This window comes from Pseudomonas laurentiana (genome assembly GCF_014648275.1).
GTDB lineage: Bacteria > Pseudomonadota > Gammaproteobacteria > Pseudomonadales > Pseudomonadaceae > Aquipseudomonas > Aquipseudomonas laurentiana.
The window spans coordinates 29,805-48,847 of the sequence record NZ_BMQU01000018.1; the positions used below are offsets into that span (position 1 = coordinate 29,805).

Genomic DNA, 19,043 nt, shown 5'->3' on the forward strand with positions numbered 1-19,043 from the left:
ATCCTTGTGTGTGTCGTAGAACGGCCTCGTTGGTGAAACGATTTTTGCACCAATGGGTGACTTGTTCCGTTTGGCCGTCATCTCTGCATGCATCATAAGCGATGTCCTGATGCCACGAGCACAGGATGCGTATGCTTTGGGTGGGCCGAGGAGTGTAGGCCGGTTGCTCTCGCGCAGAGCATTTCAACTTGGAAGTGGACTTTCCGTTTGGTGCATACGTGAAACGTGATATTCGCCTGGCTGTATTGCTGCTGTTCGTTGTGTGCTTTTCCTTGGCGTTGCTGACGGTCTGGAAGGTGTGGTCGTCTCGCGAACGGGCGTTGAATGAGGTCAATTTCCATAGCCTCAACCTGACTCAAGCACTGGATACCTACGCTGAAGGCATCATCAACCAGAGTTCAATGTTGCTGCTTGGCTTGGTGGAGCGCCTGGAGATCGATGGGAGCGGGCCGCAGCAGATCGAGCGGTTGCGTGCGTTGGTCAGTAACCAGCAGTACCTGCTGAGCCAACTGAGCGGCATCACGATCTACAACCAGGCGGGCGATTGGCTCATGTCCTCGAACAGGCCCGTCAAGGTTGGCGCCAACAGCAGTGACCGGGCGTTTTTCATTCATCACCGGGAAAATCCATCCCGTGAGATTTTCATCGGTCTACCCATCCGAAGCCGTTCCACCCACGAATGGGTGATTACGGTCAGCAGACGTTTTGATCACAGTGATGGGCGGTTCGCGGGTGTCGTTGCAGTGACCCTGGGTATCGAAAACTTCCTGAATGTGTTCGGCAAGCTAGACCTTGGACAGGAGGGTGCCATTGGCTTGTCGTATGCTGATGGCCAACTGCTGGTTCGTTACCCGTTTCGTGAGCAGGACATGGGGCGCAACTTCTCCACGTCACCCATCTACACCCGGTACCTCGTTGACCGCTCTGTCGGGACGGCGTCCTTTGCCTCAAGCCTTGACGGGGTCGAGCGACTCTATGCGTTCCGCAAGAATGAGCATTTGCCGTTGGTCACCACCGTGGCGATGGGCAAGAACGAAGCCCTTGCGACCTGGCGCATGGAGGCCTGCCTCTCGGCGGGTGTTGTGTTGACCTTGTTGTTTGTGATCGGCGGGATAGGGTTGCGCCTGATCCGCGATATCAACCGCAGGGCCGAGGCAGAAGCCCAACTGGTGATTGCCCGTGAGGCGCTGTTGCAAACCAACGAACGCCTGGAACTGCTGGCTTCCATGGATCAGTTGACCGGACTGGCTAATCGCAGGCGTTTCGAGGAGGTACTTGGCACAGAGGTGAAGCGCGCTAACCGAGAGCGCACGCCGCTTTCTCTGTTGCTGATCGATATCGATTACTTCAAGTTGTTCAACGATACCTATGGGCATGTTGCCGGGGACGAGGGCCTGAGAGTGGTCAGCCGCGTGCTTCAGCAGTGTGTCAAGCGGCCCTCCGATCTGGCTGCGCGCTACGGAGGAGAAGAGTTGGCGGTGATTCTGCCGAACACCACGGAGGCCGGAGCAGTTGCCGTTGCCGAGCGTGTACTTGAGCGCCTGAGCCACTCGAACATTGCCCACCGCAGCAGCCCGTATGGTCGGCTGACCGTGAGCATCGGTGTTGCCGTGATGCCGGTCGCGCAAGCGCAGGACGCCGCGCTTGCGCTGGTTGAGGCTGCGGACCAGGCGTTGTATGAGGCAAAAGCCGAAGGCCGCAATCGAGTGGCTGTTTACTTGGCGCTACAGCAGGAGCAGCAGCCCCCCGGCTGCCAGGCCTAGCAGGAAGCACAGGCTTTCCAGGCCTGTTTTGCGCGGTGCCAGGGTGAAGGCATAGATACCTTTGACCAGGTTGTTGCTGGAGGTTGCAACGATAATGGCAGAGGCCGCGACCGACAGCGGCGTACTGCTCGCGGCAGACTGCGTCATGCCGAGAATGAACGGGTCTACATCGGTGACGCCCATCACCGTTGCCAGCGAGTAGATGCCCACGGCCCCCAAGTATTCGATCGCCAGGTGTGTCGCCACCAGCATGCCCACAAACAGAAATGCAAACAGCAGCGCGGCACTGATCTCCAGCGGGTTTTTGGGTTCAAGTGGCTTCATCGTCGCCGCCCCGGCATATCCTCTTCGTGACCATAGCCAACCGACGAGTATCGCCAGACCGCCCAGGACAATGAAGGGAAGTGCCAGGCGGCTCATAAGATCGCGGTTGAACAGGGCCAGGAGGACCGCCAGGCGCAAGTACATCGCGCCAGACGCAATCAGGATGGCGCCAGAATAGAGGTGCGTCTGTTCTTCCTGTTGCGAGCGCCTGGCGAGTACCACCGTCGTCACGGTCGACGAATAGGCGCCGCCCACGAGTGCCGACATCAGCACGCTGCTCTGGTTTTTGGTTACCCGCTGCAGCACATAGCTGCCGTACGACAGGGCGCTCACCGCAACCACGACAAGCCAACTGGTGAAGGGGTTGATCTTGAACGGGGTGAGCGGGGTGTTCGGCAACAGCGGCAAGATCACCGCAGATAACAGAAGGAATTTTGCGAAGGTCAGAATGTCCGTGGCTTGAATGCGCTTTGCCAGGTTTTCCAGCTGTGTCTTCAGTTCCAGCAGGATGATGCTGGAGACGGTCAGTGCGGTAGCCAGCCAGAACATCTCGTGATAGATCAGGGCGCCCACCAGGTAGGTGGCCAGCCCGGACATTTCCGAGGTGATGCCGGGCGCCCCTGTAGAGGAAAGCCGGTGCCAGTAGGCCAGCAACAGGAAGGCCGCCACCACGGCAAAACCCAGCGCCTGCGGTAGCACTTCACCGCTGTTCAGCACCGCAATGGAATAGCCGATGAGCCCTATCAACGGATAGGTACGCACGCCGCCAAAGGCATACGGTTCATTGTTGGTCTTATGTTCTTCACGCTCCAGCCCGATGAGAAAAGACAGGAACAGTACAAAGAAAAGGTGGATGGCGTCGGTGGGTAGCCAGTCAAAGATGTTCATCGGATCCCATCAAGGCAGGTGGCAAGAAACCCTCACACTATAGTCTCAACCGAGTGCACCGTGTTGGTGCATTGCATGCTGTTCAAAGTGGATAGATCAAACCTCGACAGCTCGCCCAAGATAGCCCTCAACGCGTTAAAGGGGACGTCATGCACCCCGTGATGCGTAGAGGGCGCCATTCCTGGTGCTACCCAAAACAACAACGAGGTTTTTATGAATACCCCTTTCGATCAGCTGTCCGCCTGGCTGAAAGAACACAAGATTACTGAAGTGGAGTGCGTGGTCAGCGATTTGACCGGGATTGCCCGTGGCAAGATCGCGCCCACCAACAAGTTCCTGCATGAACGGGGCATGCGCCTGCCGGAAAGTGTGTTGCTGCAGACGGTGACCGGCGATTTCGTCGACGACGATATCTACTACGACCTGCTCGACCCGGCGGATATCGACATGATCTGCCGGCCAGACTCAACGGCCATCTATGCCGTGCCGTGGGCCATCGAGCCGACCGCCATTGTGATTCACGACACCTTCGACAAGTCTGGCAATCCGATCGAGCTGTCGCCGCGCAACGTCCTGAAGAACGTCTTGAAGCTGTATGCCGACAAAGGCTGGCAGCCCATTGTCGCGCCCGAGATGGAGTTCTACCTGACCCAGCGTTGTGACGACCCCGATCTGCCGCTGCAAGCGCCACTGGGGCGTTCGGGCCGTGCCGAGAGTGGTCGGCAGTCGTTTTCAATCGATGCTGCAAACGAATTCGACCCGCTGTTTGAAGACGTCTATGACTGGTGCGAAGCCCAAGGCCTGGACCTCGACACACTGATCCATGAAGACGGCCCGGCACAGATGGAAATCAACTTCCGTCATGGCGATGCGCTGGACCTGGCCGACCAGATCACCGTGTTCAAGCGCACGATGCGCGAGGCTGCGCTCAAGCACAACGTCACCGCCACGTTCATGGCCAAGCCGGTAGGGGATGAGCCAGGCAGTGCGATGCACCTGCACCAGAGCGTGGTGGACATCGCCAGCGGAAAACCGATCTTCGTCGATGCCGACGGGAAGATGAGCGAACTGTTCCTCCATCACATTGGCGGCTTGCAGAAGTACATCCCGAAAGTGCTGCCAATGTTCGCGCCCAACGTCAACTCGTTCCGCCGCTTCCTGCCGGACACCTCGGCGCCAGTGAATGTGGAGTGGGGCGAAGAGAACCGCACAGTGGGCCTGCGTGTGCCGACCTCCAGCCCCGAAGCCATGCGTGTGGAGAACCGCCTGCCGGGGGCCGATGCCAACCCGTACCTGGCCATTGCCGCCAGCTTGCTCTGTGGCTATCTGGGCATGGTCGAGCAGATCACCCCGAGCGCCGCCGTTCAGGGCCGGGCCTACGAGCGCCGCAACCTGCGCCTGCCGATCACCATCGAGGACGCGCTGGCACACATGGAGGACTGCCCGACCATCGAGCGCTACCTGGGTAGCAAGTTCGTGCGCGGTTATGTCGCGGTGAAACGTGCCGAGCATGAGAACTTCAAGCGGGTCATCAGCTCATGGGAGCGTGAATTCCTGTTGCTCAGCGTCTGATTTCGGCCACGTCATACCCATCGATAAAACAATACAAAAGGTGTCGATATGCGTCTTATGAAAACCGTCGTTCCTGCTGGTCTTGCCTTGCTGTTCAGTGCGTTTGCCCAGGCTCAGCCGAGTGTCAGCGTCTACAACTGGACCGACTACATCGGTGAAACCACGCTCGCGGACTTTCAGGAAAAAACCGGTATCAAGGTGATCTACGACGTATTCGACTCCAATGAAACCCTGGAGGGCAAACTGTTGGCTGGGCGGACCGGGTATGACGTCGTGGTCCCGTCCAACCACTTCCTGGCACGCCAGATCAATGCCGGTGCGTTCCTGAAACTGGACCGCGCCGAGTTGCCCAACTGGAAGAACCTTGATCCGGCACTGCTCAAACTGTTGGAAAAGAACGACCGTGGTAACGCGCACTCGGTGCCCTACCTGTGGGGCACCAACGGCATCGGCTATAACGTCGACAAGGTCAAGCAGGTGCTGGGCGTCGACCACATCGACTCCTGGGCCGTGTTGTTCGAGCCCGAGAACCTGAAAAAGCTCAGCCAGTGCGGAGTGTCGATGATGGACTCGGCCGATGAACTGTTCCCGGCGGTACTCAACTACATGGGCATGGACCCGAACAGTACCAACCCTGAAGACTTCAAGAAGGCCGAAGCCAAGCTGATGACCTTGCGGCCTTACATCACCTATTTTCACTCATCCAAGTACGTGACAGACCTGGCCAACGGCGATATCTGTGTGGCGATGGGTTACTCGGGGGATGTGTTCCAGGCCGCCAACCGTGCCAAGGACGCCAACAATGGCGTTCACATTGCCTACGCAATTCCCAAGGAAGGCAGCAACCTGTGGTTTGACCTGCTGGCGATTCCTGCCGATGCGAAAAACACCACGCAAGCCCATGCCTTCATCAACTACCTGCTTGAGCCGCAGGTGATTGCCAGCGTCAGCAGCACCGTGGGTTACGCCAACCCGACCCCGGCGTCCAAGGTGTACATGGATGCCGAGCTTGCCAGCAACCCGGAGGTCTACCCACCGCAAGCCGTGCTGGACAAGCTGTACATCTCATTAACCCCGCCACCGGCGATCATGCGCTTGATGACCCGCGCCTGGAGCAAAGTGAAGTCCAACCAATGAGTCGAGTACGCACCATGGCAATGTCGTCGGAACATGTCCGTTCGTACTACTACGCAACGGCGAAACACATGGCGGTCTATCCCACCCTGGCATCGGATGTCGTGGCCGATGTTTGTGTGATTGGCGGCGGCTTCACCGGAGTCAACACCGCGATTGAGCTGGCCCAACGTGGGCTATCGGTGGTCCTGCTCGAAGGCCACCGAGTCGGGTGGGGCGCCAGTGGGCGCAACGGCGGCCAATTGATTCGCGGTATCGGTCACGATGTTTCAGGCTTTGCCCGCTATGTCGGCCAGGAGGGCGTGAGCTATCTGCAGCGTGCGGGTATCGAATCAGTCGAAGTGGTCGGCAACCGGATCCGTCAACACGCGATTGATTGCGACCTGCGCTGGGGGTTCTGCGAGCTGGCCAATACGCCTGCGCAGTTCGCCGCCTTTACGGCGGAGCAGGAAGGTCTCGCCGCCTTGGGGTACTGGCATGAAACCCGACTGATCAAGCCAGAGCACATGCGTCAGGTCGTGGCGTCCGATGCCTATGCCGGTGGCTTTCTGGACATGGGGTCGGGCCACCTTCATCCCCTGGACCTGGTGTTGGCTGAAGCACGGTTGGCCGAATCGCTGGGCGTACGTATCTACGAGCAAAGCCCGGTCCTGGAGCTGATCCACGGCGACACGGTACAGGTGCGTTGCGCCACGGGCATGGTCAAGGCGGGCAGCCTGGTGCTGGCGTGCAACGCTCACCTGGACGACCTGGAGCCGCGCCTGAGTGGCAAAGTTCTGCCAGCCGGCAGCTACATCATCACCACCGAACCGCTGGCGCCCGCCGTGGCCAATGAGCTGATCCCGCAAAACCTGGCCCTGTGTGATCAGAAAGTCGGCCTGGACTATTACCGCCTGACCGCTGACCGGCGCCTACTGTTCGGCGGCGCCTGTCACTACTCCGGGCGCGACCCAGCGGATATCGCCAGCTACATGCGACCGAAAATGCTCAAGGTGTTCCCGCACCTGGCCGACGTGCGCATCGACTTCCAGTGGGGCGGCAAGATCGGCATCACGGCCAACCGTTTTCCCCAGGTCGGGCGTTTGCAACAGCACCCGAACGTATTCTATGCCCAGGGCTACTCAGGCCATGGCCTGAATGTCACCCACTGGACCGCGAAACTGCTGGCAGAAGCGATTCACGTCGGGCACAGCCATGGCCTGGACATCTTCAGCAAAGTGCCGCACATGACCTTCCCTGGCGGTCCGGCCTTGCGCTCACCGCTGCTGGCGCTGGGGATGCTGTGGTATCGAATGCGGGAGTTGCTGGGGTAGGCCCTTTACGTTGTCGGCCATTTCAGATCACCTCTGTCGTGGGCTTGATCAGTGGCGCTTTGGGATTGACCTCGAAGCGCACTTCAGCGACCCGAATCGTGTCGGTGAGCGGCAGGCTGATGCGGTGAGTGAGCGACACGGTCAGCGCATCGGTGTCGATACACAGGGTGTCGGTGAGCAGGGGCAGCGGCAGGAGCGCGCCGCTGCGAAGGCGCAGCAGCACAAAGGGGCGATGGCCAGGCAGCTCGATGCACGCGCGACCGTTCCGGCTGAGCGCAGGTGCTATCAGGTTGAACAGCTCAATCTGCAGGTCTGGCGGCGCAAACGGGATCTGTTGATCTGCCGGGGCAGCATTCCAGTAACCAAAATCGAAGTCCTTCGGAGGGCTGGGCCAGCGCTCTCGCATCCAGGTCTCGTCATAGGTGCCAGCCAGCACCAGGCGTGGCGCCCAGGCGCGGCCAACAATACCGAAGCCGGCTGGTGTGTAGCGGTAGGTTGCCGCTACCTGCGCGATCTGGCGTGCGTCCAACGTAGCGCTTGGGTGATCCCCTATGCTCAGGCGCTCTATGGGGTCGCTCAGGTGCTCAATCTGCGGGGCCGGTAGCTGGTGCAATGAGGTATCGAGCTGCCAGGCCAGCTGTTCATGGCGTTTCTCGATCCAGCCACAACCCAGCGGGTTGCTGAAACAGACTTCGTTGAGTAGATACGCCGGGGCGGTTTGATCGTGCGCGTGTTCCGGGTTCTTCACGACACTGCTGCCACCGAAGGCGTGTTCCCAGCGCAGGGGTACGCGCAAGGCCGGTTCCGGCTCGCTCAGTTGCCAGCCCAGCAGGCCGCGCCTGAAGTGTCGCGGCCCGGTGAAACGCAGGTGTTTTTCGAGCAATACCTGCCGGGTAGGGGCATCGCGATGTTGCCGCGCGGCATGCTCACGCGCCGCTTGCCCGTCCCTCAGTTGCTGTTCTGTCAGGCACTCGCCGGGAGGCAGCGGTGCATGAACCACAGGGCGAGCCGGGATGCTCAGCCGCACGCCGGCTTCCCAACAGGCTGTCGGCTGCCCGAACGGGGCATGGGCATGCCCCATCACCAGCACATCGCAGCGGGGTTTGAAGGGTACAAGGTCACTCTCGGCCCGGACACTGCTCTGGCCTTCCTCGCCGTAATAGTCATCGGCATAGGTCAGCGAAATCGGGTCGCTATCCATCACTTCAGCATTGAATGTGCCGGGTGCCTGGGTCATCGGCCTCAACCGATAGGCGACTTTCATGGCTATGATCGAGTGTTCCACGTCATGCAGGTCAAGTGCGCTGAAGCACAGGGCATGGAACGGGGTCAGGTTACGAAATTCCATTTCAATCTCATCAGTTGATATCGACATCCTTGCCGTGTGGTGGTGCAGGGTGTGTGCTGATGTGAAGCAGGGCTTCGATAGATGCTTAGCGTATGCCTCTGAACGGAAGCGTGCGTGGCGCGGCTAAATTGTTGATATAGGAAATTTCCTATAGAGAAGAGGGAATTGTCTCTTTCTGCTTAAATCGACGGGCGACTTGATCAGGTGCCGCACTCAGGGGCGTTTACTCGGCCGCAACCACCTGATTGCGACCGAGGGCCTTGGCGCGGTACATGGCTTTGTCGGCACTGTTGAGCAGATCGTGCAGGTCCATATCCTCGGCACTGGCCGACGCCACACCCAGGCTGGCGGTCATGCGCTGGGGCTGTGTGTTGCCGAGCACCAACGGCATTTCGGCAATCGACTGGCCAAGCTGTTCAGCAATGCGCAGGGCCGCCTCCATCGAGGTGTCCGCCAGCAGCACGGCGAACTCTTCACCCCCCAGCCTGCCGTAGACGTCCGACTCACGGAAAGACGCTCGGATCACTGCCCCTATCTGGCGCAGTACCTCATCACCGGCCTGATGGCCGTACGTGTCGTTGATGCGCTTGAAGTGGTCGATGTCCAGCACCAGGGCGCAGAGGGGGCGCTGATTGCGCTTGCAGTAGCTGTAGAGTTGTTGGGCGTGCTCGAAAAATGCTCGGCGATTTTTCAGGCCGGTCAGTTCGTCGGTCTGCGCGGCGTAGCTGGCAATGCTGTGTGCATGTTCCATTTCATGGGTTAAGCGAAAGGCTTTCTCCAGCGCCTCGGAGAGTTCGCGTGTTGCCCGCACGATGGATGCCGAGAACAGCAGGGCGGCGATGGCCATGCCGACCTGCATCGCCGATGGCTGAAACAGTAGCCAGAGCGTGCATGGCAGCAAGACCAGGGCCATGGCCGACAAGGTCATGGATCGATACGCCGAGTAACAGGACACCGCGCTGCCGGCCATGCCGACGGTAAACAGCAGTACGATCGCCTGTGCCAGGAGGTCATCGCTGGGCATTACGGCCAGTGCGCCGAGCCCCCAGAGGCCGGCAGAGAGCACCAGGGTGATCCAGTATTTGCCTTCCCAGCGGTTAGGAATGCGTTCGCGTTCATGGCTGCGAAAGTAGGCCAGGAACAAGCCGATGCGCAGCAGCGTCGCACCACCCAGCAGCGATATCCATAACAAGATGACGGATTGATCCGCACGCTCCCAGCACAGCCAGCAGAGCAGACAGGCGGCAATGAAGCTGCCGACTACCGCCGTTACAGACTGACGAAAGAGTAAATGCAAGCGGTCGGTGCGTACTTGCTCGGCAATGAGCACATTTTGGTCATGCTGTAGTGCAAAAGGATTCATTCGCGCCGCCCAATCATGACACTGCTCCGTCAGCGCAGTCGGGGGAGGGTTGACGGCCATCCACCCAGGCGCGCGAGTACTAAAAACCTTACGATTATGAAGGATAACCCAGAGAAGTAACTATGCAATCCCGGGACCAGTTGCAAAATGCCAGCCTGGCGTCAGGTATAAGCCTCTATCACCCATTTCACCTTCATCAGCGCTTCGCCAAGGGTGTCCATGTCCACAGAGCCTAGTGCCAATCGAATGGCATGTGGTACATGAACTGAGGTTGAAAAAGGTTCGGCGGTGGATACCAGGATGTGCTCGCGCATCAAGGCCATGGCGATCTGGTCTGCCCGTGCATCTTCCGACAAGGGTAGCCAAAGAAAGTAGGCGCACGGATGACCAATGTATCCAAGCCCCGCCAGCAGTTTGCGAGCCATGGCTTGCCTTGCCTGTGCGTCGGCGCGCTTTTGCGTTTCCAGTGCGTTGACGGTCCCGTCGTCGAGCCAGGTGCTGGCAATCGCCGTCATTACCCCGGGTGTGTTCCAGGTGGTTGCCCTGATCGTGCGCTCCAGCGCCGGTATCCATTGAGCGGGGGCGGCGATAAATCCGACCCGCAACCCGGTGGCCACACTTTTGGATAAGCCTGACACATACACCGTCCGTTCGGGTGCCAGTTCAGCCAACGGCGGCGGGGCTTCTTTTGCCAGAAAGGCGTACGCGGCATCCTCAATGATATGCAGTGCATGCTTGCGTGCGATCGACACGAGCTGGTCACGTTGATCTGCACTCATCACCCAGCCTAACGGATTATGCAGTGTCGGCATTGAATAGATGGCACGTACCGGTCTATCCCGGCACAGCCTTTCCAGGGCATCGAGATCGGGTCCATTGCTTGTGGTGGGAATCGGCACGAGTTCAAGGTGCAGTGTTTCCGCCAACACCTTGAAGCCTGGGTAGGTCAGTGCGTCAGCGGCGACCACGTCTCCGGGTTTCAACAGCGCCATCATGGCCACCGCCAGGCCTTGTTGAGCACCGTTGACGATCAGCACCTGTTCGGCATGCACGGTCAGTCCACGGCTCAGCAGGTGGCGTGCTACCGCTGCACGTTCATGCGGGCGCCCGCCATGAGGCTGGTAGCGCAGCAGCGACTCAAGGTCGCCAGACAGCGCCAGTTGACGCAGCGCATTGCGCAACAACTCTGCTTGCCCCGGCAAGGAAGGGTAGTTGAAGTTGAGATCGATCATACCCGTAGCAACGGCGTGCTGGTCGATGCCCAGGCCAGGGGGAAGCGAGGTTTCCCTCACGAAGGTACCGCGCCCTGTTTCCCCGCTGACCAGTCCCATGGCTTCGAGCTCCGCATAGACCCGGCTTGCCGTGACCAAGGCCAGGCCTTGCGAGGCGGCAAGTTGGCGGTGTGTCGGCAGGCGTGTACCCGGTTGCAAACGCCCTGAGCGGATATCGGCTGCAAACGTATCGACCAGTGACTTGTAGCGAGAGCGGGGCATGTCGAGATGTATCCATGACAATTTTTTGATTGTATCAATCGTCGGCCATACGATGGCTTCACGCAACCTTAAGTGTGAAGGGGGCGCCAAACCCTCAAGACAATCCGTTGAGTGTGACCGAAATGGAACGTGCATCGAAGTTGAGCGACTCGGCGATGGAAAACACCACCCGAGGCTGGATCAATGGCTTTATCGGCGTGTTGATCTTCAGTGGCTCGTTGCCCGCGACCCGGGTGGCGGTTCTGGCGTTCGACCCGGTGTTCCTGACGGTAGCCCGGGCAAGTATTGCCGGTGTGCTTGCCCTGTGTGTGCTCTTGCTCTTCAAAGAGCGACGTCCTGCCCGGCACCAGCTTCTGCCCTTGCTCGTCGTGGCGCTGGGCGTTGTTGCCGGGTTTCCGTTACTGACAGCCCTGGCACTTCAGTACGTGACGTCGGCACATTCGATTGTCTTTCTCGGCATGCTACCGCTGGCGACTGCTGTGTTTGCGGTCATGCGCGGTGGTGAGCGCCCGCGGCCGGCGTTCTGGTGTTTTTCGGTCTTGGGCAGCCTGCTGGTGGTGGGGTTCGCCATCAGGCAGGGGCTGACCGCATCCCCTCAAGGCGACATCCTGATGCTGCTGGCAATCCTGGCCTGTGGTCTGGGTTATGCCGAAGGGGCGAAGCTATCCAGAACCCTGGGTGGTTGGCAGGTGATCTCCTGGGCATTGGTGCTGTCGTTGCCGGTCATGGTGCCGCTGGCCTGGCTGTTGATGCCGCTGTCGTTTTCACAGGTCAGCACGCCGGCATGGCTGGGCCTGGCTTACGTCTCGCTCTTCAGCATGCTGATCGGTTTCGTGTTCTGGTATCGCGGGCTTGCCCAAGGGGGGATTGCCGCCGTTGGCCAGCTTCAGCTTCTCCAGCCTTTCTTCGGGTTGGCACTGGCAGCCACCGTGCTGCATGAGCAGGTCAGCATGGGCATGCTTGGGGTAACCGTTGCAGTAATCCTGTGCGTTGTTGGCGCGAGAAAGTGCGCGAAGTAGCCGCTCGTTTGCGCACCCTCAGTAATCCGGGAAGTCACTCAGGTAGCAGGTCGGTGAACTCGCACTGGCGTATCGATCAAGCGCTTCCTCCAGCCAATGGGCGAGGACCACGGCATTGTTTGCCTGCGGATCCTTGGCTGCGAACACCAGGGTAAGCGTACCCTTTTCGGCATAGGGCAAGAGCGTTTGCCAGTACTCCGGATGTGCGGCCAGCTCTTGCCGATACGCTGCGGTGAACTGGGTAAAATCCAGTTCACCGGACTTGAATGCCTTGCGTAAGTGAGTAGAGGGTGCCACGTCTTGCAACCATGCGTTCAGCGAAAGCTGGTCTTTCCGACAATTTCGTGGCCACAGCCGGTCAACCAGGACGCGATACCCGTCTTCCCTGGTTGCGGGGGTGTAGGCGCGCTTGCACTGAATCATGGTGAGCAGGCTATCGTCGATCGACCGAGTATTTGCCAGCGCCTGTCACGCTGAGCAGCAACAAGCCTCCCATGATGCTGATGTTCTTGTAGAACTGGATCATGTTAGCGGCCTTGTCGGGCTCAGGCATGCTCCAGAAGTGATGGCCAATGAGTGCTGTCCCCAGCACAAACAGCGCCATCAATGCCGCCAGTGGCCGGGTAAAAAAACCGACGACAAGGGCAATGCCGACGAAGAACTCCATCAGTATTGCAATCCCGGCCGCCAGGCTCGGCATCGGTGCACCAAGGGAGGCGAGATAGCCTGCAGTACCTGCGAAGTTTGTCAGTTTGCTCCAGCCAGACATGACAAACAGGGTCATCAGCAAAAGGCGTGCGATGAGGATGATCAAGTCTTTCTGATGCTCAAACAGGGTGTAACGCATGGTCTTGACCCTTTGCTGATGTGCGCTGACGTTGGCAACACGCTCGTCTTGATAGTGAGCCATTTTACGTTCGTAGCCATCACGACCCGATGCTGAACGTAATGCGCTAAGTCTAGACACTGCATGGCCGGGTGCCAGTGCGCGCCAAGTCCAACGGGATCTCCTCCAGTCAGCCCGTTACCGCGCCTCGAAGCAGTTCGCTGCGTTGAACAGGCGCTGTACCTGGTCGGCCGGCCGTGGCTGGCTGAACCAAAAGCCTTGGGCATAATGGCAGCCTTCACCGAGCACAAAGTCGAGTTGTGCCGGGGTTTCGATGCCCTCAGCGACGACTTCCAGGCCGAGGTTACGGCCAAGGCCTATGATCGCCTGGCTGATCATGCCCTGCTTGCTATCGAGGGGGATACCGCCGATAAAGCTCTTGTCCAGTTTGAGAATGTGCAACGGAAAGCGCGTGAGGTAGCCCAGTGACGAGTATCCGGTGCCAAAGTCGTCCAGCGCCAGCAACACGCCCAGGCTGGCCAGTTCGTTCAGGCAGGCCAGGGTGTTCAAGTCGTCATTGATCAATTGGCTTTCAGTAATTTCCAGGATCAGGCTGGCGGGTGGCAGGCCGCTTTGCTGCAGGATGTCGATCAGCCTGGGGGTAAAGTCGGCTTGCTGCAGTTGAAGGCTGGAGATGTTTACCGAACAGCGTATGTGCTCATGTCCCGACAGTTGCCAGGCGCGGGTTTGTTGGCAGGCCTGGCGCAGTACCCATTCGCCAACGGGGATGATTTCCCCTGATTCCTCCAGCGCGGGAATGAACTCCAGGGGTGAGATCAAGCGATCACCCTGGCGCCAACGTAACAGCGCTTCAACGCCGCACACCTGGTGTGTCCCTTCGTTGAGACGATAGATCGGTTGGTAGTGCAGTTCGAATTCACCTTGCCGGAGCGCCTGGCCCAGGGCGGACTCCAGTTCCAGGTGGTGTTGCGCGTCGTCTTGCAAGGTTTCACTGTAGTGCGCGAACCGTGCCTTGCCGGCAGATTTGGCGCTGTAGAGTGCAAGATCGGCAGCCTGCACGACATCCAGCGCCTTGCCATCCTTGTGCATCGGGGCGATACCGATGCTGGCACTGACAACCAAGGTGTGACCGTCCACGTGCAGGGGTTGATGCAGGCTGTCCAGGATGCGTTGGGATATGTGCTCGGCGTCCAGGCCGCTGGTGAGGTCATTGAGCAAGACGATGAATTCGTCTCCTCCGAAGCGAAACAGCTGATCGCTGGGGCGCAGCGCGTTTCTCAGCCGCTGTGCCACTTCGACCAGGACACGATCTCCAACGCTGTGGCCGAGGCTATCGTTGATCAGCTTGAAGCGGTCGAGGTCGATGAACAGCAGCGCTTCGTGAGCACCGCCCTTGCGCTCTTTCAGGATGGTTTTTTGCATTTGCTCATCAAGACGCATGCGGTTGGCCAGGCCGGTCAGCGGGTCATGGTGGGCGGCATGCATCAGGCGTTGCTCTGCGTCCTTGCGGGCACTGATATCGGACTGCGAGCCGGCCATGCGTAGCTGGCCCGGTGTCGTGACTTCGGCGATCCCCCGTACCAGCACCCAGGTATAGTCACCGTCTCTTTGGCGAATGCGGTACTCATGGTGTACGAACGGTGTGCGCCCTTGCAGGTGGGCATCGAGGGCTTGGCGAAAGTCTGGCAGGTCGTCCGGGTGAACACGGCTGAACCAACTGGCGCTGCTCTCACCGATGCTGTCGCGACTGAGGCCGAGCATGCTGGCCCAGCGTTCGGACACATACAGCCGATCCTGATCCACATGCCAGTCCCAGATGCCGTCGTTGGCGCCGCGCAGCGCCCGTGCGAAGCGGGCTTCGCTGTCCTCCAGTGCTTTGTGTTGCGCGGCACTGTACGTGTCGATGGCCAGGGTCATGTCGAAGAACACGGCCTTCAGCAGGCTTGAGTAAAGCGCGGTCTGCTCGCTGTCACCAAACACCTTTGCAACCATATCGTCGAGGTACAGGCGGTAAGTGCCAAGGTACCATTTCAACTCCAGGCCGACCTGCTGGTGAATGACACCAATGCGCAGGCGGCTGTTGATATAGGCATCGTCGTAATCAGCGGCCCACAAGCGTTGGTAGTACTCTGCCTGGCTGTGTTTCAGACGGGTAGTGATCTCAGGCGTACGCAGCAGTGCCGATGGGGTGGAAAATTGTTCCAGGTGGCAATAAAGCCGATTGATGAACGTCGGCTGAGCAGGGGCCATAGCTGCTGCGGCTGCGCTGAGACGCTCGGCATCTTCGGCACTCCAGTCGAGAAAGCGGAAGCGCTCAGCGATTTCCGCCCGGTCAAGTCGGATACGTTTGAGCAACTCCGTCAGATCTGCGGTCACCTTCATTCACATGGCCCTGTACTTTTACAGATACGTTTCTGCTGAAAAAAAAAAGCGCCGTGACAACGCGCTCTGTTCAAGAACGCATTGTCACGGCGCTTCGTCTTTCAGGCCCAATGTCCTGCTCGGCAAAGCCGGTTCCCGCCTATCGCGGAACCTACTAATGGCATAATTACATCATTCTGGATTGTCTTACAACTTTTCCAGCAGCCCCACCAGGCGTCGCCTTAGCAGCCCCAGTTCGCGGGACTTGAAGGCATGTCGTGTCTGCTCCAGAACCTCGGTTGTCTCGATCAAGGCCGCGTGTATTTGTCCTGTCGACCCCAAATGCGCATCGCCCAGCCAGCGGCAAAGGGGGGCTGAGCTGCAATCACTCGGTACAACCAGCACCTGGCAATCCGGAGCGATGTTAGCCAACAGCGGACGCAGTTGGTCAGCCAGCACCTGGTCGTTGCAAATAATTCGGGCGGCCTGATTGGATTCGTACATGGCACTGCATCCCTACAAGGTGGACGGGCTATTTACAGCAGTGCCTTTAGTCGTTCACTGACGTGGATCAACATTTAAATCGGCCATGCTGAATCGCTGCCGCTTTGCATGTACGACTGCCGTATGGTTGATAAGGGAATTGAATACTTGGATGATGGCTGATTGATGTCAATGCGGCGTCAGCGCGACGCATTTAAAATCCACCGATGCGATCAAGGTGCACCCACTCAGGCCCGCGTTTTGATTACTGACACCATGACGGTTGGCACACGGGTGCCTAGGAGCGGTTGCGATGTTTAGTGCTAAATGGCGAACGCGAGTTGCCGAGCAAGACCACGATCTGCTTGCACTGCGTAGAGAAAATGAGGCGTTGCGGCAGGAAAACCGGCAACTGGCCGATCTGGTCGCCCAGACCCAGGCCGAACAGGCTGTGCTTAACGGTTATAGCCGTTACCAGAATGAGCTGCATGGCAAGTTGGGCATGTTCGACGACTCCATGAAGCAGACCCGTGATGGCGTTGTCCATCAGGCAGAGGTCTTGCGTGGCGAAGTGGATCACCTCAAGGCCAACAGTGGCGTGTTTGCGCAAACCTCCGAATTGCTGTCCTCGTTCTCCAGTTCACTTACCGGCATGGCGGAGCAGGGCGTTAGCAGCGTGGAGAGCGTCAGCCAACTCAAGACCCGCGTCAGTGAAATCAGCAACATCGTTGGCTTGATCAAGGCGATTTCTGACCAGACCAACTTGCTGGCCCTGAACGCGGCCATCGAGGCCGCACGTGCCGGAGAACAGGGCCGTGGTTTTGCGGTGGTTGCCGATGAGGTTCGTGCGTTGGCACAGCGCACCCATCAGGCGACCCAGGACATCAGCGTCCTGGTGGATGGCATCAACACGGACACGGCGGCGGCCAGTGCCTCTATTGGCAACCTGTCCACCGAGGCAACCCGCCTGGCCAGCGATGTATCGTCATCGGCGCAGACCTTGGATGAAATGGTGGTGATGGGCGACCACATGACCGGTCTGATCGAGAACATCGCGCTCAGTTCCTTCTGCGAAGCGGTCAAGCTCGATCACCTGTTGTTCAAGTTGATGGTCTACCTGCGCCTGTTCAATCAAGACCAAAATCTTGAACTCTCCGACCACAAGAACTGCCGTCTCGGGAAGTGGTACCTCACCTCTGAAACCCAGGAAGCCTACAAGAATGATCGGGCATTCAGCCAGCTCGATGATCCGCACCGTCTCTGCCACGAATCGGCCAGCGAAGCGCTACACAAGGCTCAGCACAAGGACTGGAATGCCGTGGTGCAGTCGTTGAACAACATGGAAGTCGCCAGCTTGAAGGTTAACCAGGTTCTGGTTGCATTGGCTAACCGGGACGCTTAGCAGAGGATTGCCTCATACGGGTCGCACTCATGCTAATAGTATGAACATGCGGCGGTTAAGGAGCCTGGCATGATTGCGATACGTGAAGCGTGGAAGGCCGGTTTGCTCGGGCGCGAACACTGGATTGGCAATCTGGTGTCCGGAGTGATTGTCGGGGTGGTTGCATTGCCGTTGGCCATGGCATTTGCCATCGCCTCGGGTGTCAAACCCGAGCAAGGTATCTACACCGCAATCATTGGCGGCCTGCTCGTGTCGCTCTTTGGCGGCAGTCGGCTGCAGATTGCCGGGCCGACGGGGGCATTCATCGTCATCCTGGCAGGGGTTACCGCGACCCACGGTGTCGAGGGCCTGCACATTGCCACGATGATGGCGGGCGTCATCCTGCTGTTGCTCGGCATCACCCGCCTGGGTGCAATCATCAAGTTCATCCCGGACCCGGTGATCGTCGGTTTTACCGCAGGCATCGGCGTGATCATCTGGGTTGGTCAGTGGAAGGATTTCTTCGGCTTGCCGACCATTACCGGCGAGTATTTCCACGAGAAATTCTGGCATTTGCTGCTGGCGCTGCCGCACCTGCACCTGGCGACGACGTCGTTGGCTTTGCTCAGTCTGTTTCTGGTGCTGGTCACCTCTAGAATTGCACTGCTCAAACGCTTTCCCGGGCCACTGGTGGCCATGGTGGTCGCGACGTTGGTGCAGTCGCTGTTCCACTTCGATGGCGTCGCCACGATTGGCAGTGCCTTTGGCGGCATCCCTCAGGGTTTTCCCGACTTCAATCCGCCGCAGATCACGCTGTCACGTGTCATTGACCTGATTGGGCCGGCATTCGCGATCGCCATGCTGGGGGCCATCGAATCACTGCTTTCCGCCGTGGTCGCCGATGGAATGGCCGGCACTCGGCATGACTCCAATCAGGAGCTGATCGGCCAGGGTATCGCCAACCTGGCAACCCCTCTGTTTGGTGGATTCGCTGCGACCGGTGCGATTGCCCGTACGGCGACCAATATCCGCAATGGTGGTACAAGCCCGCTGGCCGGCATTGCCCATGCCATTACCCTGGTCTTGATCATTCTGTTCCTGGCGCCCCTCGCCTCGAACATTCCACTGTGCGCCCTGGCGGCGATCCTGTTCGTCGTCGCCTACAACATGAGCGAGTTGAAGCACTTCAAACGCATGGTCCAACGTGCCCCGCGTGCCGATGTGGCGATTCTGCTCATCACGTTTATCCTTACCGTGTTCAGCGATCTGGTGATTGCCGTGAACATCGGCGTGATTCTGGCGATGCTGCAGTTTATGCGCCGTATGGCGTCGTCCGTCGAGGTGCAGCAGGTCGTCGAGCACGAGCTTGAACATGAGTTGCGCCAGAATGGTCACCAGCACCTGCCGCCTGGCGTATTGATCTACACCGTCGAGGGGCCGCTGTTCTTTGGTGCGGCGGAAACCTTTGAGCGTGCCCTGGCCCAGACGCATACCGATCCCGTGGTGCTGGTCCTGCGCCTCAAACATGTGCCGTTCATGGACATCACCGGCCTGCAAATGCTGGAGGAAGTCATCCAGCAACTGCACAAGCGGCACATCGTCGTAAAGCTCTGTGAAGCCAATGCCAAGGTGTTGGGTAAGCTCGGCAAGGTCGGCATCCTGCACACCATCGGCACCCAGCATTACCATGCAGCGTTCAGTGATGCACTTGCCGACGCCGCCGAGCTTGTGCGCTGACCTCGGGCACAGGACCC

At 59.0% G+C, this 19,043-nt stretch carries 15 protein-coding genes and 1 pseudogene; 8 read left to right on the forward strand and 8 right to left on the reverse strand.

The window, feature by feature from the left end:
- The first annotated feature begins 218 nt into the window (after nucleotides 1-218).
- Nucleotides 219-1,763 (forward strand): sensor domain-containing diguanylate cyclase, encoded by a 1,545-nt coding sequence (locus IE038_RS18065; protein WP_163936352.1) that lies wholly within the window; start codon nucleotides 219-221, stop codon nucleotides 1,761-1,763.
- Here the strand turns inward: IE038_RS18065 and IE038_RS18070 are convergent.
- Entirely contained in the window at nucleotides 1,725-2,975 is a 1,251-nt protein-coding gene (locus IE038_RS18070) for an MgtC/SapB family protein (protein ID WP_167524055.1), read from the reverse strand. The two genes, IE038_RS18065 and IE038_RS18070, sit on opposite strands and share 39 nt — an antisense overlap.
- Nucleotides 2,976-3,188: 213 nt before the next feature.
- Between IE038_RS18070 and IE038_RS18075 the strand changes: the two genes are divergently transcribed.
- Genes IE038_RS18075 through IE038_RS18085 form a run of 3 tightly spaced genes read left to right on the forward strand, consistent with a single transcriptional unit; the run spans nucleotide 3,189 to nucleotide 6,994 of the window.
- The gene (locus tag IE038_RS18075; protein ID WP_189396047.1) at nucleotides 3,189-4,547 is read left to right on the forward strand and encodes a glutamine synthetase family protein; all 1,359 of its coding nucleotides are present in this window, start codon (nucleotides 3,189-3,191) and stop codon (nucleotides 4,545-4,547) included.
- A gap of 48 nt (nucleotides 4,548-4,595) precedes the next feature.
- A complete protein-coding gene (locus tag IE038_RS18080; protein WP_163936356.1) occupies nucleotides 4,596-5,684 on the forward strand; it encodes a polyamine ABC transporter substrate-binding protein in 1,089 nt (362 codons plus the stop codon).
- Nucleotides 5,681-6,994, forward strand: coding sequence for an NAD(P)/FAD-dependent oxidoreductase (locus IE038_RS18085; RefSeq protein ID WP_163936359.1), 1,314 nt, complete (start codon nucleotides 5,681-5,683; stop codon nucleotides 6,992-6,994). The genes IE038_RS18080 and IE038_RS18085 overlap by 4 nt, the downstream gene beginning before the upstream one ends.
- Before the next feature lie 22 nt (nucleotides 6,995-7,016).
- Here the strand turns inward: IE038_RS18085 and IE038_RS18090 are convergent, their stop codons facing one another.
- The 3 genes from IE038_RS18090 to IE038_RS18100 all read right to left on the reverse strand — a co-directional run bounded on the left by IE038_RS18090 (nucleotide 7,017) and on the right by IE038_RS18100 (nucleotide 11,198).
- The gene (locus IE038_RS18090) at nucleotides 7,017-8,342 is read right to left on the reverse strand and encodes a DUF2169 family type VI secretion system accessory protein (protein ID WP_189396048.1); all 1,326 of its coding nucleotides are present in this window, start codon (nucleotides 8,340-8,342) and stop codon (nucleotides 7,017-7,019) included.
- A gap of 223 nt (nucleotides 8,343-8,565) precedes the next feature.
- The gene (locus IE038_RS18095) at nucleotides 8,566-9,705 is read right to left on the reverse strand and encodes a GGDEF domain-containing protein (protein WP_163936361.1); all 1,140 of its coding nucleotides are present in this window, start codon (nucleotides 9,703-9,705) and stop codon (nucleotides 8,566-8,568) included.
- 161 nt (nucleotides 9,706-9,866) lie between these two features.
- On the reverse strand, nucleotides 9,867-11,198 hold the full coding sequence (locus IE038_RS18100) for an aminotransferase-like domain-containing protein (protein ID WP_189396049.1): 1,332 nt from the start codon (nucleotides 11,196-11,198) through the stop codon (nucleotides 9,867-9,869).
- Between the two features lie 122 nt (nucleotides 11,199-11,320).
- On the opposite strand from IE038_RS18100, the gene IE038_RS18105 reads away from it, so the two are divergent.
- Entirely contained in the window at nucleotides 11,321-12,217 is an 897-nt protein-coding gene (locus IE038_RS18105; RefSeq protein WP_163936377.1) for a DMT family transporter, read from the forward strand.
- An 18-nt stretch (nucleotides 12,218-12,235) separates the two neighbouring features.
- Here the strand turns inward: IE038_RS18105 and IE038_RS18110 are convergent, their stop codons facing one another.
- The 4 genes from IE038_RS18110 to IE038_RS18125 form a co-directional block, all read right to left on the reverse strand.
- Nucleotides 12,236-12,640 carry a DUF488 domain-containing protein gene (locus tag IE038_RS18110; protein ID WP_163936365.1) on the reverse strand — a complete coding sequence of 135 codons (405 nt, stop codon included), beginning with the start codon at nucleotides 12,638-12,640 and terminating at the stop codon, nucleotides 12,236-12,238.
- A 10-nt stretch (nucleotides 12,641-12,650) separates the two neighbouring features.
- Nucleotides 12,651-13,064, reverse strand: coding sequence for a DoxX family protein (locus tag IE038_RS18115; protein ID WP_163936380.1), 414 nt, complete (start codon nucleotides 13,062-13,064; stop codon nucleotides 12,651-12,653).
- Nucleotides 13,065-13,241: 177 nt separating this feature from the next.
- Nucleotides 13,242-15,446 carry a putative bifunctional diguanylate cyclase/phosphodiesterase gene (locus IE038_RS18120; protein WP_189396050.1) on the reverse strand — a complete coding sequence of 735 codons (2,205 nt, stop codon included), beginning with the start codon at nucleotides 15,444-15,446 and terminating at the stop codon, nucleotides 13,242-13,244.
- Nucleotides 15,447-15,632: 186 nt separating this feature from the next.
- The gene (locus IE038_RS18125; protein WP_163939580.1) at nucleotides 15,633-15,929 is read right to left on the reverse strand and encodes a hypothetical protein; all 297 of its coding nucleotides are present in this window, start codon (nucleotides 15,927-15,929) and stop codon (nucleotides 15,633-15,635) included.
- 709 nt (nucleotides 15,930-16,638) lie between these two features.
- Between IE038_RS18125 and IE038_RS25355 the strand changes: the two are divergent.
- The 3 genes and pseudogenes from IE038_RS25355 to IE038_RS18135 all read left to right on the forward strand — a co-directional run.
- A pseudogene (locus IE038_RS25355) lies at nucleotides 16,639-16,914 on the forward strand (methyl-accepting chemotaxis protein); the annotation flags it as partial.
- A 24-nt stretch (nucleotides 16,915-16,938) separates the two neighbouring features.
- Nucleotides 16,939-17,310, forward strand: a complete 372-nt coding sequence (locus IE038_RS25360; RefSeq protein WP_268244581.1) for a CZB domain-containing protein — start codon at nucleotides 16,939-16,941, stop codon at nucleotides 17,308-17,310.
- A gap of 69 nt (nucleotides 17,311-17,379) precedes the next feature.
- Nucleotides 17,380-19,026, forward strand: a complete 1,647-nt coding sequence (locus IE038_RS18135; RefSeq protein ID WP_163931540.1) for a SulP family inorganic anion transporter — start codon at nucleotides 17,380-17,382, stop codon at nucleotides 19,024-19,026.
- Nucleotides 19,027-19,043: the final 17 nt, after the last annotated feature.